The organism is Mesorhizobium sp. KR9-304 (assembly GCF_040049215.1).
In the GTDB taxonomy this organism is placed as follows: domain Bacteria; phylum Pseudomonadota; class Alphaproteobacteria; order Rhizobiales; family Rhizobiaceae; genus Mesorhizobium_K.
Genome location: NZ_JBDZDN010000004.1, coordinates 16,209 through 32,021, shown reverse-complemented (window position 1 = coordinate 32,021; position 15,813 = coordinate 16,209). Strand labels below are relative to the sequence as shown.

The following is a 15,813-nucleotide window of genomic DNA, read 5'->3' as shown; positions in this document are numbered from 1 at the left end:
TCTCTGGTTGGTCTACGCGTGCAGGGCGTTGCCGAGCTCGCTTTCGACGTGCAGGCTGAAGGTGTCTCCGGCAGCATCGACGGCGCGGCTCGTGTCGTGGATGCGCAGTATGTGATTTGCAAAAGCCGCCGATACGGCCTCCGGGTTGCGCATCTTCAGCGCATCGACGATGAGGCGGTGGTCCTCCAGGCTTTTTTGGATCGCGCCCGGCCCGCCCATGGCGATGCGGCGATGGTCGAGCATGTAGGTGTAGAGGTCGACCACGAAGTCGGCGAGCAACCGGTTGTTGGATGCGTAGTAGATTGTCAGGTGGAACTCCCGATCACAAATCAGAAAGCGGACAGGATCGTCGCAGGCCGCCTCTTGGGCGACGATCGAATCGTCGAGCCTTCCGATGTCCTCGGTGCTGAGATTGCGCGCCGCTTCGGCCACGACCGATGTTTCGACAAGCAGTCTGGCCGCATGAACCTCATTCAGCGAATAGCCGTTGATCGAGGTCGGATTGGTGACGCCGATGCGCTGCGTGCCGACATCGACATCGACGTTGGTGATGCGGGTACGCGCGCCCTGCGAGACCTGGACGATGCCTTCGCCCGCCAGCCGCTGCACGGCGCCCCGCACGGTCTCGCGACTGACCATCAACATCGTCGCAAGCTCACGTTCGCTAGGCAACTCGTCGCCGACTTGCAGAATGCCGGACGCGATCAGAGAGACGATCTTGTCGCGAATCATCTGCTTCGCCGTCTGTTTGTGGATCGCTTCGTGCAGCGGCGAGAGTGGGACCATCATTCATTTCACCGCTAACTGGACTGTTAAGTAGTCCAGTTATCGCATCCCACCGCTCATGTCACGCGCCTGCGCACGATTGTGGATTTTCAGACGGCTATTCCCGCTCCTCGAACACATGCAGTTCGGACCCGGAGACTTCCACCGCGGCGCGAAATTCGGATGAGACCTGCCGGTCGGTAACGATGTCGGAAATCTGGGTGAGACGGCAGACGCGCTCAAGGCTGGCGCGGCCGAACTTATCATGGGTGACGACAAGGATGATCGACAGCGAACGGCTGATCATGGCGCGCTTCACCGCAGCCGCGCCGGAGATCATGTCGTTCGGGCCGTCCCCGGTGACGCCGGAAGCTCCGATGATCGCGGCATCCGCATTGTAGCGGCCTATGAACTCAACGGTATCCTCGCCAAGAACGCTGCCCTCGCGATTGTCGTAGGTCCCGGGGCAGAGGATCACCCGGAATGTCGGGTTGCCGCCGGCGACAGCGGCGACGCCCGTGGAGTTGGTGATGATGACGAGGTCGCGCTTCAGCTGCGCGAGGTTGCGCGCCACTTCGTAGGTGGTGGAGCCACCGTCGATCATCACCACCTGTCTGTTTTCGATCAGGCCGGCCGCGCCCTTGCCGATGCGCGCGCGCTCCTCGACCAGCGTCAGCCCGCGCTCGGAGATCACCGGCTCGGAAGTGACCAATGAGATCGTCGCGCCGCCATAGGTGCGGTTTATCAGGCCGGCGTCGCCGAGCTCGATCAGGTCGCGCCTTATCGTCTCGCCGGCGACGCCGATGCGCTTGGCGAGTTTCGAGATGCGGATCGCGGCGGACTTGCGCACCTCGGAGAGAATGAGCTCGTGGCGTTCCTTCTTGGTGAGCTTGCCGGTATCCATCTATCTCCTCGCGGCAATCAGAATATCGGCAAGCGCGACAAATCCGTCGGCATTGCGACCCTTTGCAACATAGGCGGGCGCCGCCGGCAGGTCTTCCTTGAAATCGAGCACGTTGGCGACGCCGACGCTGTTGGGGAAGAAGCCGAACATCGGCGAATCGTTGGGGCTGTCGCCGGCAAAGAGGATGCAGCTCCGGTCCCGGTCGATGTCTATACAGAAACAATCCGACAGGAAGCGGCGCGTCGTGGAGAGCTTGTCGTAGCCGCCGAACCAGCCGTTGACATGGATCGAGGAAATCTTGGCCGTCGCACCGAAACGTTCAAAAATGGCGACGATCTTCAGCACCTCGGACCGCGGCAGCGGCGGGACGTCTTCGCAGAAATCGATGGCGAGATCGGCCTCGCGATAATTCTGGTCGGCAGCTACGGCAGTGCCCGGAACTTCGGCAATCACCGCGCGGCGAATCGCGTCCAGACGGGTGGCGTCCCGGGCTCGTTCGCGGACATTTTTTGCGAAATAGCGGGATAGCTGCCGCTTCCGGTCATCGTGGCGGAAATAAAACGCGCCGTTCTCGCCGACAACGCCGTCGACCGGCCATTGCCGCGCGATGAGATCGCACCAGCCGGCCGGCCGGCCGGTGATCGGCGCGACGATGAAGCCCGCAAGCTTCAGCCGCTCCAGCGCGGAGTATGCCTTGGCGGGCAGCCGGCCGCGGTCGGTCAGCGTGTCGTCTATGTCGGTGAGCACGACGGCAATGTTGCGGCGGACCTCGGCCGGCATTTCTTCCAAAGGCCGCAGCATCAGATGCCGGCCTCAATGGGCTTCGCAGACATGGCGGCGAGGTCAAGCATCGTGAAGCGGTCGCGGATCAACCGCGCGTTGGAAACCGCTTCGCGGTAGAAGGGCAGGGGCAGTCCAACATCCTCAGGCGCCGTCGGTGCGCCGACGGCAAGCAGAGCATCACTCAGTTGCGCCTCGGGTCGCGCAACGGAGCGCAATCGTCCTCGCATTTCGGGCCATTCCTGTGCGAGCTTCCTATTCAGCTGATCGGTCGCGCCCTTGTCGAAGACTTTGGGCCGGAAAACCGCCCAGCATGCGCGACCGACTTCAGGTCCGAATGTCTCGATCATCGACGCTTCGGTGTCCCTTGTCGGCGCGAGTTGCAGCACCGGCATTGCCAGCATGCGCTCCTGCAGCCGCGCCATGGTGAGCGTCGTCACCGAGATATGCTCGCCATGATAGGCCTGCGGCAGGTTCTGCCCGCGCATGTCGATGTAGTGGGCAATGAGATGCTCGCCCTGACTTGCAGGATAGGAACCGCCGCAAAGCGTCATGCCCAGCCCCGACATGACAAGCGTGCGCACCAGGAGCTCGACGGCCGCCACGTCGCCGGCTCTGAGCGCCGCCGCAGATGAGATCATCGCGTCCTCGTCGTCTGCAAGCAACATGAACGGCGTCTCGCGGTACGGCTTGCCGAGCAGGAGATGCGCCATCAGCCAGTCGGTCTGCGCTGTGGCGCGCGCCAGAGAATCGCCGAACCCGGACGCGATCAGCCGCCGTGGCGCCGCCGCCATGACGTCGAGGTCGAGGAAGACGCCTTTGGGCAACGTCGCCGGTAGCGATTTCTTCAGCCCGCTCTCCGTAATCGCCGCGGAGATGGACGTGTAGCCGTTCATCGACGGCGCTGTGCCGAAGACCGCGAAGGGCCTGCCGGTCAGGTGCGCCGCGTATTTGGTGATGTCGTTGATGGAGCCGGAGCCGACCGCGACGAGTGCGTCCGCACTCGTGGTCCGCGCGATCACGCCATTCACCGCATCCATGTCCGGATGCGGGTGGCGCGGCAACACGACCTCCTCGACCGCGAAGGCAGCTGCAAGCGCAACGGCTACCTTTGCGCCCAGCGCTGCGCGCGTGTCCGGGTCCATGATGATGGCGAGCGATTTGCCGAAGGACAGTCGCGCGACCAGCGAAGCCGCCCCTTCGCCGAGACGGCGCGCAACAACGATGTCTTTCAAAGGTGGGACGAGCATCCCGCCGCCATCCGGATCGCGCACCTTTCCCGCAAGCAGATTGTCGAGCATTTCCTTTGACATGGTTTGGCTCCGGTCAGCCTGCGTAGAGGGGGACGAGCGCGTCGAACAGGGTGCGGTAACGGCGATAGGCGGTTTCGTATTTCTCCGCCTTCGCCGGATCAGGATCGATCGCCGTGACCCGGAGCGGCATGCGGCTCACAGCCTCGTCGATCGAATCGGCGGCCCGTGCGGCGACGCAGGCGAGAAGCGCCGCGCCAAGCGGCGAGGCGTCGGTTACCTTCGCGATCTCCACCGGGCGCTGGCAGAGGTCGGCGCGCATCTGCGCCCAGACGCGGCTTCTTGCCCCGCCGCCGCAGAGCCTGATTCGGCCAGTGTCGATGTCCATAGCCTGCATTCGGTCGACGACATCGCGCATCGCGAAGGCGCAGCCTTCAAGCAGCGCGCGAGCGCAGGCGGCCTTGCCGTGGGCGGCTGTCAGCCCATAGAAAGCGCCCCGCGCGCCTGGTTCCCAGCGCGGCGCCATCGCGCCGGAAAGCGCCGGCAGGAAGGTCAGGCCGTCGCAACCGGCCGGCACCTGGCCCGCGAGCGCGGAGAGTTCCCCCGGCGTGGAGACGCCGAAGGTGGAGAGGAACCACGTCACCGCTCCGCCGGACAGCCAGCCCGGATTGCTGACTAGGAAACGATTGCCGAGGAAGCCATGCGTTTCCACTAGGCTTTGCTCGTCGATGCGCAAGCTATCGCTGACGGCGCCGACGACTTCCGCGGTGCCGAGGCTGCACGCCACCGTGCCGGGAGCGACGATGCCTGCGCCGATCGGGTTGGCGAAATCGTCGCCCGTGCCGACGGCGACCGGCGTACCGGCGGGCAGGCCGGTAAGGTCTGCGCCCGCCCTGCCGAGCGTGCCGGCGGTTGCCGTCGCATCGCCGATTTCGGGAAGACTGCCGCGGTCGATATCGAACAGGGCGAGCAGGTCGTCAGCGTATGCTCGCTCATCGAGCCCGTAGAGCATGGTGGTGGAAGCGAGCGCATGATCCATGACGGAGCGGCCACAGAGCGCCGCAACGACGAAGGAGACCGGCTGATGCCAGATCGCGGCCTTTTGTGCCTCGACCACATGCCTGCGCATCCAGCGGATCTTGGCCGCCATGTGCGTTGCGTCGAGGACCAGGCCCGTGCGCTCGCGGATCATGTCCGGATCGATGCCAACAACCTCGGTCACGGCGCGGCGATCCATCCAGATGACGCATGGCGCCAGCGCGTTGCCGTCAGTGCCGACGGGCACGCAGCCGTCGAGTTGCCCGGATACCGCGATACCCTTGATGTCGGCCGGCGCCAGGCCGCTCGCGGCTATTGCGCCGGCAATTGCTGGTTTCAGCGCCCTGAGCCACAGGGCGGGGTCCTGTTCGGCCCAGCCCGGCGCGGGAAAGTACGGCTGGTAAGGCACGCTTGCCTCGCCACGCAGGACGAGATCGGAATCCACGACAACCGCCTTCAGGCTCTGCGTGCCGATGTCGATGCCGATGACCGGCATGGACTAGGCCATCTCACAATCGGCAAGCACATCCCGGAGCTGCGAGAGGATCGAGCCCTTGGTCGGCGAGTAGGAACCGTTGAAAACGGCCGTACCGATGGTGAAGGCGTCGGCGCCCGCGGCCTCGACGGCCCTGATGCGCTCGGAGGAAGTTACCGCACCGGCGACGATGAGGTATTTGTCCGGCCCGAGCCCGCGCCTTGAGGCCTTTACGAGATCGATCGGGTCGGAATCGGTTGCCCGATAGGCAAGGATGTCGCAACCGGCGCAGCCCTTGGCGACGAAGTTCTTGCACTGCGCCTCGACCTCGGCCGGCGTGCCGCCGAGTTTTGTCGGATGGCCGACCGGCGTGCCGGGGAAGGGGTAGTATTCGGTGCCGCTGCCGGCGAGAATGTTTATGATCTCGTCCACCTGGGTGCCGCCGAGCAGCCGGTCGACGCCTAAATCGCGCGCTACGCGAGCCGAGGCAAGACAAGCCTCCGGCGAAGTCGAGACGACTTCCATGTACGAGGTGGCGCCTGAGGCGTGAATTGCCCTTGTCAATGCCTTCAGCACCTCGGGCGATACTCCCACATCCTTGAATCCGACATGCTTCAGCCCGACGGGCCGGATCAGGTCGATCAGTTCGAGGCAGTCCTCGACCGTGCGGTCGTCGCGAGTCAGCATGAAGATGAAATCCATCGGATGTCCTCGCTTGGCAAGACCGGGAGTCGCAGCGGATGGCCGGTCTCCGAATTTTCGCCTGCCGAGCCACATAACATCGACGAGCGAAAAGTTGCAAGCTACAACATTTATGTTTGCAATACTCCACATTCCGTGTCAGAAAAATGACCCAGGGGAATAAAGCGCATTTCAATCGGGAGAACGTTGATGCTCAAGCACACTAGAGGTCAGCTCATCGCGGGAATGATTGCCGCAGCAATGTTGCAGGTTGCACATGCTGCGGCCTGGACACTGGAAGAGGCGGCCAAGCCCTACAGCGGCACGACGATCCGGATGGTGGGGGAAGCGCTACCGCCGCTCGAAGCGTTGTCGAAACTCGCGCCACAATTCGAGCAAGCGACCGGCATCAAGGTCGAAGTGGAAATGTACGAGCATTCCGAGGCCGTCAACAAGGTCCAGCTCGACCTCAACTCCCAGCGCGGCCGCTACGACGTCATCATCCAGCCGCATCGCGAGATGGGAAAGTTCGCGACCAACGGCCATCTGCTCGAGATAGCGCCATTCATGGCGGACGCGGCGCTGCGCGATCCGAGCTTCAAACCCGAGGAGCAGCTCTATCAAGGGGCCTGGAAGGAGATCTCCTGGTACGACGGCAAGATGTACGGCTTCCCCTTCACCGTGCTCAACATGTTCATGTGGTACCGGTCCGACCTGCTCGCCGATGCCAAGGAGAAGGATGGCTTCAAGGCGAAATACGGCTACGATCTCGCGCCGGCGCAGAACTGGGACCAGTATCGCGACATAGCCGAGTGGTTCAACCGCCCCGACCAGGGGCTCTACGGAACCGCGCTGCAGGGCAAGCGCCACGAGGCGTTGTGGTACGAGTGGCTGAATTTCCTCTATTCCTTCGGCGGCGACGTGCTCGACGTGCAGAGCGGCTCCCAATGCGGGCCGGTCGTCGTCAACAGTCCGCAAGCCATCGCTTCGCTCGACTATTACAAGAGCCTGCTCGCCTTCTCGCCGCCGGACAGCCTGAACTATTTCTGGGATGACGTGATGGCGCTGATGCAGCAGGCCAAGGTTGCCGAACTGATCATGTGGAACGACGCCACTTACGCCGTCGCCGTCGATGAGACCGCCTCCACCGTGGTGGGCAAGGTCGGTTTCGACATCGTGCCGCAAGGTGAGGGCGGCAAGATAGGCCAGCTCGAAGGCTGGACCTATCTCATCCCGACCTATTCTAAGAACCCGCAGGCCGCTTTCCTCTTCATCCAGTGGATGATGGGCTACGACCGCCAGCTCGAGCAGCATCTGAACGGCGGAGCGTCGGGCCGTCCGGACGTCTATGAATCGGCGGATGTTCAGAAGCTGCCCTATGCCAAGGCCTCGATGGCGTCCAACGAGTACGGCAAGCCGAAGGCGACCCTGCCGCAATCGGCGGAGATGACCGACATACTCGTGCGCGAGCTGTCATCCTCCCTAGCTGGCGAGAAATCGTCCAAGGAGGCGCTCGATGCATCGGCCAAGGAAATTTCGACTCTGCTTGGTTCCTGCGCGCCGATGAGCTATCCGGCACAGTAAGCTCATAGCGCTGCGTGACGGTCGCTTCGCGCGACCGTCCCCCTCCTTGGAAGTGGACGCCGGATCGCCCGTGACCAGCCTGCCTGTCACCAGCAACACGAGCGGCAAGACGCGGGGAGCGTTTCTGCTCGACCGGGGCGTCGGGCCGCTGCTCGTGCTGCCGGCGACGATCCTGGTAGTCATCTTTCTGGTCGGGCCGTTCTACTACATGGTCTATACGGCGCTGACAGATCTCAGTTTCGCGGACGCGACGCGCAAGGGAGCCTTCGTCGGCTTCGACAATTTCCGCAGGTTGATGCGGGACGATCCGCTGTTCTGGAATTCCTTCCTGCTGACACTGAAATTCGTCGTTGTCGCGGTGGCGATGGAGTTCGTCATCGGCTTCGCACTCGCACTCCTGATCTTCAAATATGTCGTACGGCAGCGGTTGCTCACCACGCTGCTTCTCATCCCTATGATGCTCGCTCCCGTCGCGGTCGGGCTGATCTGGCGGCTGCTGCTGCAAGGCGATTTCGGCATGGTCATCTACTATCTGCGCGCGGTCGGTCTGCTCGCGCAGAACGCCGCGGTTCTGTCGCAGCCCGATCTGGTCTTTCCGGCAATCGTTGCGATCGACATCTGGCAATGGACGCCCTTCGTCACGCTGGTCATGCTCGCCGGCCTGATGAGCCTGCCGCGCTCGCCCTTCGAGGCGGCGATGATGGACGGCGCCGGGCCGCTGCGCATCTTCCTCGACGTGATGTTGCCTCTGCTGCGTCCCATCATTGCGCTGGTGCTCCTGCTGCGTGGCATCGACGCCTTCAAGGAATTCGACAAGGTCTTCATCATGACCGGTGGCGGGCCGGGCACGCTCACCGAACTCGTGTCGATCTACGCTTACCGCGTGAATTTCCGGAACTGGGATCTCGGTTACGGCGCCGCGGTGGCCTTCATGGTCTATCTCGTGGTGCTCATCCTGTGCTCGGTCTTCTACAAGGCCGTCTACTGGTCGGCCAAGCCTTCGTCCGGCCTGCCAGCGGGGGCGAAGCCATGATCGATCGCGCCGCCAGCCGCCCGTGGACGGCCTTCGCCTGGGCGGTGCTCCTTGTCGCGGTGGTCGTCGCGCTGACACCCTATCTCTGGATCGTGCTCGCCTCGTTCAAGACTCGCGTGGACCTGTTCTCGTCGGCTCCGAAATGGTTGTTCTCTCCGACTTTCGCCAACTATCCCGCCGTCTTCATCGGCAAGGAATACTGGCCGCTCGCGATCAACTCGCTGATTATCTCGCTGTCATCGACCGCGCTCTGCATCCTGATCGGCGCGCCGGCTGCCTATGTGTTTGCGCGAGCGGATTTCCCCGGCAAGGAAGACCTCTTCTTCTTTTTCCTGACGACGCGCATGGCGCCGCCGATTTCGATCGCCGTGCCGCTCTTTCTGTTCTTCACCTCGCTTGGCCTGATCGACACGATCTACGCCGTGGTCATTGCGCACACTTCGTTCAACCTGTCGCTGGTGGTGTGGATGATGCGGGGCTTCTTCGCCGAGATTCCGAAGGAGATCGACGAGGCGGCGGTTATGGACGGGCGCTCGCGGCTCGGCGCCTTCGTCTTCATCATCGCGCCGCTCGCGGCTCCCGGAATCGCCGCGACCGCCGTCCTCTGTTTCATCCTGTCGTGGAACGAATTCCTCTACGCTTTCATTCTGGTCGCCTTCGAGGGCCGGCCGCTGACAGTGGGCATTCCCGGGCTGGTGACGCCGCACGGCACTTTGTGGGGGCAGGTGGCAGCTGTCGCCGTCGTCGCCACGCTGCCGATCCTGATCTTCACATTCCTTGTCCAGCGCCAGCTGGTGCGCGGGCTGACCTTCGGCGCGGTCAAGGGCTGACGGAAACCGGGAGACCTCATGGGCATAGTCTTCGACGGCATATCCAAGGTCTTTCCGGACGGCACCGCCGCGCTGCACGGTCTCGATCTCGCATTCGACACAGGCGAGTTCATCGTGCTGCTCGGGCCATCAGGCTCGGGCAAGACGACTGCCTGCCGCGTACTTGCTGGCCTTGAACACCCGACCGGCGGCCGCATCTTGGTAGACGGCAAGGACGTCACCGACCTGCCGCCGCGTTTTCGCGGCATGGGTATGGTGTTTCAGAACTACGCGCTCTACAGCCACAAGAGCGTCTACGAAAACATCGCCTATCCGCTGCGCGTGCGCAAAATGGCCGGGACAGAGATAGACCGCAGCGTCCGCAATATGGCGGACCTCCTGCAGATCGGCCGCTATCTCGCGCGCAAGCCGAGCCAACTGTCGGGGGGGCAGGCGCAGCGCGTCGCCGTCGCCCGTGCGCTGGTTTGGCAGCCCGACATCTGCCTGATGGATGAGCCGCTCTCCAATCTCGATGCGTTGCTCAGGCTCCATATGCGCACCGAGTTGAAGCGTCTGCACCGCGAGTTGAAGAAGACCTTCGTCTTCGTCACTCACGACCAGGAGGAGGCGATGACGCTGGCCACTCGGGTTGCTGTGCTGCGCGATGGCAGGCTCGTACAGTTCGACGAGCCGAAGACGGTCTACCGCCGGCCGGCGAGCCGCTTCGTCGCCGAGTTCATGGGCCGCCCTGCGATGAACACATTCGAGGGCATGCTGTACGCAGGGATGTTCAGGGCAGGCGACATCGCCTGCGCGGCGCCTGGCATCCCTGACGGACCTGTCGTGCTCGGTATCCGCCCGGAGCAGGTCGAGATCGTCGATTCTTCCGCTGCCGATGCAGTCCGCTTCGAGGTCGACGTGATGGAACTGGTCGAGCCTGACGTGCTGGTCTTCGTACGCAGCGGCACGTCGAGCATGATCGTACGCACGCCGAACGACGATCGGACGTTCGCTCATGGCGAACCTCTCTTCCTGCGCTTCCCGCCGGCTGCGCTGCACGCCTTCGACGCCGTCACCGGCGCGCGGCTAACATGACCTGGCCGATACTCTTCGTCCCGCTCGCCGCGGCGATCCTGTTCGGCGGGTGCTTCTGGCGCTTCAACAGACCGCGCGGCTGGTTCACCACCGGCGAGCTGATCTTCTGGGATGTGATCGTGCTGATCCTTCTCCAGCTCGTCTGGCTGATATGGTTCTGATCGCTTCGGCACGGTGCTTGTGCAGCGCGCCAAAAGCCACTAATGCAGCCGGCGTGGGGCCTGTAGCTCAATGGTTAGAGCCGGCGGCTCATAACCGCTTGGTTGGGGGTTCGAGTCCCTCCGGGCCCACCAAACAGTCTGCAATATCAATGACTTAGCAGAGATTTTTGCTGCGTGCATCACCACATGATCGCTGTGATGCATTTTGATGCAGCAGAATCGTCTCTGTCCAAACGTTTGCTGTTTTCCCCCGAAACGTCTCTGTCTGCGACTTTCCTGAAAATGGGCCCGAATAGCGTCGACATTTCCGAGGCTTAGTTTTGCCATTTGGTTGCCAGTTCGAGTCCCTTGGGGACCACCAGTTAACTATCTGATAATACAGTACTTTTTGCCTTTTCAAGCAGTCACGCGAATAGCTCCGAGTTATCCGAGGCTTAGCAGGTCGGCCGTGAAAACGTTAGGAGATTCGTCTCTCTTTTCGGGCGTCTCTCCGTCGAAATAAGGCATTCGTCTCTGTTGGCCACTTTTTGTGTCCAAACGTTTGGAAAAGAGCATCGCAACGATGCGCCACCCCGACTGCAAGCTCGGTAAGAGGTTGCGCCGAGTATAGTGCTGGAACGGCCCGGCTTTCGCGAGGCCGTTCCAGGTTCGCGAACCAAGCTATTTCTTTAGATTGCCCCAGTTGCGGGCGTCGTCGACGTTGGCCTTATCGATGAGGTAAGGCTTGGTCTGCATGTTTTTGTCGTAGTCACGTCCCTCGAAATAGGCGATGACCTGCTCGAGAATGCCGCCGCCGCCCATAGCGTAGGGATCCTGCGCAACGGTGGCGTGCTGCGTGCCCTCACGGATGCGATCCAGCGCCAACGGAGTGCCGTCAAGTCCTATGACTGTGACGTGTCCCGCTTCGCCGGGAGGAACAAGCTTTCCAATCTGGCGCAGCGCTGAGACAATGCCGCGCACCATCTCGTCATTGTGACTGAAAACGCCAACAATGTTCGGATCTTGTGTAAAGGCGTCCAACACCATCTTGTTGGCGTTGTCAGCCGCCCACTCAGTGTTCAATGAGCGCACCTCAATGTTCGGATAGTTGGCGGCCATTCGCTCGGTAAAGCCCTTATGGCGGGCCTGCGCCTGCGCGGAGCCTACCGAGCCGCGGGTCTCAAGCACGACGCCCTTCTCGCCAATCGCCTTCGCCAGAGCGTCTGCGCCGAGCGCTCCGCCCGCCTCGTTGTCGAAATCGACGAAGCCGAGATACTCTCCTTCCGGTGGAGCATTCTCCATGATGAACACGGGAATTTTGGCCTCGTTAGCGCGCTTTACGCCTGCCACGAGCAAGGTCGCGTCGATCGGGTTGATGACGATAGCGTCAGGCTGCTTTGTGACCGCGTCGAGTGCCTGCGTGACCTGGTTGTTCGGATCGCCCTTGCCGTCGATAACGTTGAGCACGATGCCGGCTTCTTCGGCGCGCTTTTTCATGCCTTCGACCATCGCGACTTGATATTCAAACTGAAGGCCGAAGGTGATGTATTCGACAGTCTTGCCTTTGGCATCCCCTTCGGCGCTGAATGCCATGGGCGCCAGCGCGGACGTGCCGACCATGGCTGCGACAGTGGCTGCAAGCAGCGTTCGCCGTGTTACTGTTTTCAGTCTCATTTTATCCTCCTTGTGCTTCTTTTCTGTCCCGCGTTATCTGTCTGACGAAGCCTGCGGGCCGACTTTCGATGGGGTGAGCGATTACAGGCTTCGGTTGCCCGCCCGCTTGTCTACTCGCGAGCAGTCCGGTTCTGCGATTTTTCGCGACGGATAAGCATGGTCCGCTTGCGTAAGCCCGTCTCGACATATGAGCGTCGATAGACGTCGAGTGCGGCCGCGGCGGCGATGACCGCGCCACTAACGATGTAATCGTAGTTCGGCGGCACGTTGAGCAGGTTGACGGCGTTCTGCACGAGGCCGAGCAGAATGACGCCGAGCAGCACTCCAGTGATCTTCCCTTCGCCACCGAACAGGCTGACGCCGCCGATGACCACTGCCGAGATGACAATAAGTTCGTAGCCGAAGCCGGCCGTAGCGGCGCCGGCCTCGAGGCGCGCAGTGATCATCAGGCCACCAAGTGCCGCTGCCGCGCCAGAAATGACGTAGGCGATCAGGACCACCCGGTCAGTCTTGATACCGGCCAGTCTAGCCGCGACTGCGTTACCGCCGGTAGCAAATATCTCGCGCCCGAACCGGGTGCGCGTCAGCACGAAGTGAGCCAAGAGGGCCACCATCGCAGTAAAGATAATGACGAAGGGAATGCCGAAAATCCGCAGCGACTGGATCTCAATATAGATCGAGGGCACCGGCGCGATGTTGCGTCCGTCCGAGATGAGATAGGCAACGCCGCGGGTGACGCTCATCATCGCCAACGTTGCGATCAAGGCAGGCAGCCTTAGCTTGGTGACGGCGAGACCGTTGAGCAGCCCGATACCGGCGCCGACGCCGAGCGCCAGCAACGCCGCGATAATGACCGGAAGCCCAAACTGGGTTGCGAGCACCACACCCAGCACCGACGAGAGCGCCAGGACAGCGCCGACCGACAGGTCGATGCCGGCAACAAGGATTACGAAGGCCTGGCCAATCGCCATCACCGCGATGATGGTAGAGGAGAACAGGAGGTTCTCTATGTTGATACGGGTTAAGAATACCGGCGAGCCAAAACTCAGCATTACCCCGCCAACAAGGATCACGATTAGGAGGCCGAGGCTCTGCACCAAGTCGAGCAGACGCGTGCTCTCCTGAACTGGGGCGGCGAGTGTTGGCGCTGAATTCGTTTCTGACATCTGATTAGCCTTTCAACCAGTTGTGGCCAAGGCGATCACCGCCTCCGGAGTGAGGTTTGATCGATTGAGCTCGCCGACAATACGGCCCGAGCGCATGACGAGGACGCGGTCGCTTAACGACAGCACCTCAGGCATTTCGGAGCTGATCAACAGGATCGCCGTGCCGGCCGTGGCAAGTCGAATGATGAGCTCGCTGATCTCTGCTTTGGAGCCGACGTCGATGCCCTTCGTGGGCTCGTCGAGAATGAGCAGCTTCGGCTGTCGCGCCAGCCACCGGCCGATTATAACCTTCTGCTGGTTGCCGCCGGACAGCGTTGATATGGGGACGCTTGTCGACGCCATCTTGACTGCGACGGAACGGGTGGCGGTAGCCACCGCCTCGTCCTCGAGCCGCCTTGAAAGGAATCCGTTCGGCGCAATGCGGTCGAGCACGGCCAGCGTTGCGTTGGTTGAGACGCTGAGATTCGCGACCAACCCCTGATGGCGACGGTCTTCGGGGACCAAGCCGATTCCTGCCTGGATTGCGGGATGTGGGCTGCCTGGGGACACAGTCTGTCCTCCCAGTTCGACGCTGCCGCTCTCATAGGGGTCAGCGCCGAAGATGCAACTTGCCAGCTCCGTGCGGCCGGCTCCCACCAAGCCGGCGAGTGTCACGATCTCACCGGCGCGCACTTCGAACGAAATGTCGTCGACAACGCCGACGCGCGTCAAATTGCGGACTCTCAGCACCGTGTCGCCGATCGGGCGCGGCTGCGCCGTGACATGTGCTACGTCGCGGCCGACCATCATGCGGATGACACCATCGGCATCGAGCGTGTCGGCCGGCTGGGTGCCAACCAGGCGTCCGTCGCGCAGCACTGTTACACGGTCAGCGATGCGGAAGACTTCCTCCAGCCAATGCGAGACGAAGACAATGCCCATACCCTGGGCCTTGAGCCCGTCGACGACGCGGAACAGCTGGTCGATCTCGCGACCGGAGAGCGATGTTGTCGGCTCATCCATTATGAGCACGCGCGAATTCTCCGAAATGGCACGCGCGATCTCGACCAGTTGTCCCTCGGCGGGCGACAGGCGATGCGCGAGCATGTTGGGGGAGAGCGACGGGGCCACTAGGGAAATGGCCTGCTGCGCACGGCGATACTGCTCGCGACGCGAGATGAAGCCGAAGCGGACCGGCCAGTGACCGAGCATGATGTTCTCTGCGACGGTCATGTTGGGGACGAGATGGCTGTCCTGGTGGATCGTCGCGACGCGAGCACGGTGCGCCGCAGCCGGTGTCGCCTCCAGCCGGCTTCCCTCGACGCGGACCTCGCCGCCGTCTGGCGCGTAGTTTCCCGACATGATCTTTATCAGGGTCGACTTTCCTGCACCGTTCTCGCCGACCAGCGCGTTTACCTCGCCGGCGCGCACCTCGAAGGTCACCTCGTCAAGCGCGATGACGCCGGGAAACGTCTTGGAGACGTTGTCGGCGATCAGCAGGGTTTCGCCCTGCCTGGGCATTGGCAGCGCAGCGGATGGAACGGCGCTCATGAACTTTCCCCCAACCTGCTTGCAGCCTCGCGGGCGCTGGCCTTTGGCAGTCCGTCGACCAGCGATTTGACATAGGTGTAGGCTTCGCGGGCGATGCGGTCGGGCTCGACAGCGCGACGGTCGAAGCCGATCTCCATGGTGACGTAGCCGCCAAAACCCTGCTCGGCCAGCGCGGCAACTAGACCCCGGTAGTCCGCGCGGCCCGCGTCGCTGGGCGCGGCGCGGTTGGCATCAGCGAGGTGGATGTGTCGCAGATCCTTGCCCATGCGCAGCACGTAGTCGGTAGCGACTTCGTTGCGGTAGATCGTGTGGTAGGTGTCGAACATTAGCCCGACATTGCTTGCACCGACCTCACGCTTCATGCGCATGGCGTCGTCACAGGAATCCACGAGATTGCTGTCGGCCGACGTCGGCTCGATGATCATCGATACGTCGCGAGTGGCGGCATGTCCGGCGAGTTCAGCAAGAGCCGAACGGCTCCATTCCCACGCCTGCTCGCGCTGGGTGCCGAATATCTGCCAGCCGGCGACATAAAGCACCTGTTTGCCGCCGAGATCGGCGCAGAGGTCGATGACTTTGCGATACTGGTCGAGCGTGTTTGCGCGCTCCGCCTCGAGCGGCGAAGCGGCATTGAAACCCGGGCCGCCGCCAGGTGCCGGCAGCATGCTTGCCAATGCCAGCCCATTGGCATCAAGGCATGCCTTGATATCGCGCCGCTGCGCCACGTCCAAGTAGTCGGGATAGGCATGCGGGCTGGCCGCGCCGATCTCAATGCCCTCGTAGCCGATGCGGGCGATGCGCTCGATCGTGTCGGTCAGCGGATATGAAGGGACCCAGACCGGAAAGCTGGAATAGACCCAGGTGTTGAATGCTAGCTTCACGTGCTCCT

The 15,813-nt window shown here is 62.5% G+C and carries 15 protein-coding genes and 1 tRNA gene; 6 read left to right on the top strand and 10 right to left on the bottom strand.

The window, feature by feature from the left end:
• Nucleotides 1–12: 12 nt before the first annotated feature.
• From ABLE71_RS19735 to ABLE71_RS19710, 6 genes are all read right to left on the bottom strand, one after another.
• On the bottom strand, nucleotides 13–789 hold the full coding sequence (locus ABLE71_RS19735) for a FadR/GntR family transcriptional regulator (RefSeq protein WP_348785193.1): 777 nt from the start codon (nucleotides 787–789) through the stop codon (nucleotides 13–15).
• A 94-nt stretch (nucleotides 790–883) separates the two neighbouring features.
• Nucleotides 884–1,669 carry a DeoR/GlpR family DNA-binding transcription regulator gene (locus ABLE71_RS19730; protein WP_348785192.1) on the bottom strand — a complete coding sequence of 262 codons (786 nt, stop codon included), beginning with the start codon at nucleotides 1,667–1,669 and terminating at the stop codon, nucleotides 884–886.
• On the bottom strand, nucleotides 1,670–2,467 hold the full coding sequence (locus ABLE71_RS19725; protein ID WP_348785579.1) for an HAD-IIB family hydrolase: 798 nt from the start codon (nucleotides 2,465–2,467) through the stop codon (nucleotides 1,670–1,672).
• Between the two features lie 2 nt (nucleotides 2,468–2,469).
• On the bottom strand, nucleotides 2,470–3,762 hold the full coding sequence (locus ABLE71_RS19720) for an iron-containing alcohol dehydrogenase (RefSeq protein ID WP_348785191.1): 1,293 nt from the start codon (nucleotides 3,760–3,762) through the stop codon (nucleotides 2,470–2,472).
• Nucleotides 3,763–3,775: 13 nt separating this feature from the next.
• Entirely contained in the window at nucleotides 3,776–5,233 is a 1,458-nt protein-coding gene (locus ABLE71_RS19715; protein WP_348785190.1) for an FGGY family carbohydrate kinase, read from the bottom strand.
• 3 nt (nucleotides 5,234–5,236) lie between these two features.
• Nucleotides 5,237–5,914: a 4-hydroxythreonine-4-phosphate dehydrogenase gene (locus ABLE71_RS19710; RefSeq protein WP_348785189.1), complete on the bottom strand. Its 678-nt coding sequence runs from the start codon at nucleotides 5,912–5,914 to the stop codon at nucleotides 5,237–5,239.
• A gap of 189 nt (nucleotides 5,915–6,103) precedes the next feature.
• On the opposite strand from ABLE71_RS19710, the gene ABLE71_RS19705 reads away from it, so the two are divergent.
• The 6 genes from ABLE71_RS19705 to ABLE71_RS19680 all read left to right on the top strand — a co-directional run bounded on the left by ABLE71_RS19705 (nucleotide 6,104) and on the right by ABLE71_RS19680 (nucleotide 10,707).
• Nucleotides 6,104–7,477, top strand: a complete 1,374-nt coding sequence (locus ABLE71_RS19705; RefSeq protein ID WP_348785188.1) for a sugar ABC transporter substrate-binding protein — start codon at nucleotides 6,104–6,106, stop codon at nucleotides 7,475–7,477.
• A 70-nt stretch (nucleotides 7,478–7,547) separates the two neighbouring features.
• Nucleotides 7,548–8,510 carry a sugar ABC transporter permease gene (locus ABLE71_RS19700; RefSeq protein WP_348785187.1) on the top strand — a complete coding sequence of 321 codons (963 nt, stop codon included), beginning with the start codon at nucleotides 7,548–7,550 and terminating at the stop codon, nucleotides 8,508–8,510.
• Nucleotides 8,507–9,340, top strand: a complete 834-nt coding sequence (locus ABLE71_RS19695) for a carbohydrate ABC transporter permease (RefSeq protein ID WP_348785186.1) — start codon at nucleotides 8,507–8,509, stop codon at nucleotides 9,338–9,340. The genes ABLE71_RS19700 and ABLE71_RS19695 overlap by 4 nt, the downstream gene beginning before the upstream one ends.
• A gap of 18 nt (nucleotides 9,341–9,358) precedes the next feature.
• Nucleotides 9,359–10,414 carry an ABC transporter ATP-binding protein gene (locus ABLE71_RS19690; protein WP_348785185.1) on the top strand — a complete coding sequence of 352 codons (1,056 nt, stop codon included), beginning with the start codon at nucleotides 9,359–9,361 and terminating at the stop codon, nucleotides 10,412–10,414.
• On the top strand, nucleotides 10,411–10,575 hold the full coding sequence (locus ABLE71_RS19685) for a hypothetical protein (RefSeq protein ID WP_348785184.1): 165 nt from the start codon (nucleotides 10,411–10,413) through the stop codon (nucleotides 10,573–10,575). The genes ABLE71_RS19690 and ABLE71_RS19685 overlap by 4 nt, the downstream gene beginning before the upstream one ends.
• 56 nt (nucleotides 10,576–10,631) lie before the next feature.
• Nucleotides 10,632–10,707 (top strand) — tRNA-Ile (locus ABLE71_RS19680).
• Nucleotides 10,708–11,235: 528 nt separating this feature from the next.
• On the opposite strand, the gene ABLE71_RS19675 is transcribed toward ABLE71_RS19680, so the two are convergent.
• The 4 genes from ABLE71_RS19675 to ABLE71_RS19660 all read right to left on the bottom strand — a co-directional run bounded on the left by ABLE71_RS19675 (nucleotide 11,236) and on the right by ABLE71_RS19660 (nucleotide 15,805).
• A complete protein-coding gene (locus ABLE71_RS19675) occupies nucleotides 11,236–12,228 on the bottom strand; it encodes a sugar ABC transporter substrate-binding protein (protein ID WP_348785183.1) in 993 nt (330 codons plus the stop codon).
• A 110-nt stretch (nucleotides 12,229–12,338) separates the two neighbouring features.
• Entirely contained in the window at nucleotides 12,339–13,325 is a 987-nt protein-coding gene (locus ABLE71_RS19670; protein ID WP_348785578.1) for an ABC transporter permease, read from the bottom strand.
• Nucleotides 13,326–13,406: 81 nt separating this feature from the next.
• Nucleotides 13,407–14,924 carry a sugar ABC transporter ATP-binding protein gene (locus tag ABLE71_RS19665; protein ID WP_348785182.1) on the bottom strand — a complete coding sequence of 506 codons (1,518 nt, stop codon included), beginning with the start codon at nucleotides 14,922–14,924 and terminating at the stop codon, nucleotides 13,407–13,409.
• Nucleotides 14,921–15,805, bottom strand: coding sequence for a sugar phosphate isomerase/epimerase (locus ABLE71_RS19660; protein WP_348785181.1), 885 nt, complete (start codon nucleotides 15,803–15,805; stop codon nucleotides 14,921–14,923). Before ABLE71_RS19660 ends, ABLE71_RS19665 begins: the two co-directional genes overlap by 4 nt.
• Nucleotides 15,806–15,813 lie beyond the last annotated feature (8 nt).

Excerpts from the sequence above, each read along its gene's own strand:
- ABLE71_RS19735 (WP_348785193.1), bottom strand. The coding sequence starts at position 789 with ATGATGGTCCCACTCTCGCCGCTGCACGAAGCGATCCACAAACAGACG.
- ABLE71_RS19730 (WP_348785192.1), bottom strand. The coding sequence starts at position 1,669 with ATGGATACCGGCAAGCTCACCAAGAAGGAACGCCACGAGCTCATTCTC.
- ABLE71_RS19720 (WP_348785191.1), bottom strand. The coding sequence starts at position 3,762 with ATGTCAAAGGAAATGCTCGACAATCTGCTTGCGGGAAAGGTGCGCGAT.
- ABLE71_RS19715 (WP_348785190.1), bottom strand. The coding sequence starts at position 5,233 with ATGCCGGTCATCGGCATCGACATCGGCACGCAGAGCCTGAAGGCGGTT.
- ABLE71_RS19710 (WP_348785189.1), bottom strand. The coding sequence starts at position 5,914 with ATGGATTTCATCTTCATGCTGACTCGCGACGACCGCACGGTCGAGGAC.
- ABLE71_RS19705 (WP_348785188.1), top strand. The coding sequence starts at position 6,104 with ATGCTCAAGCACACTAGAGGTCAGCTCATCGCGGGAATGATTGCCGCA.
- ABLE71_RS19695 (WP_348785186.1), top strand. The coding sequence starts at position 8,507 with ATGATCGATCGCGCCGCCAGCCGCCCGTGGACGGCCTTCGCCTGGGCG.
- ABLE71_RS19690 (WP_348785185.1), top strand. The coding sequence starts at position 9,359 with ATGGGCATAGTCTTCGACGGCATATCCAAGGTCTTTCCGGACGGCACC.
- ABLE71_RS19685 (WP_348785184.1), top strand. The coding sequence starts at position 10,411 with ATGACCTGGCCGATACTCTTCGTCCCGCTCGCCGCGGCGATCCTGTTC.
- ABLE71_RS19675 (WP_348785183.1), bottom strand. The coding sequence starts at position 12,228 with ATGAGACTGAAAACAGTAACACGGCGAACGCTGCTTGCAGCCACTGTC.
- ABLE71_RS19665 (WP_348785182.1), bottom strand. The coding sequence starts at position 14,924 with ATGAGCGCCGTTCCATCCGCTGCGCTGCCAATGCCCAGGCAGGGCGAA.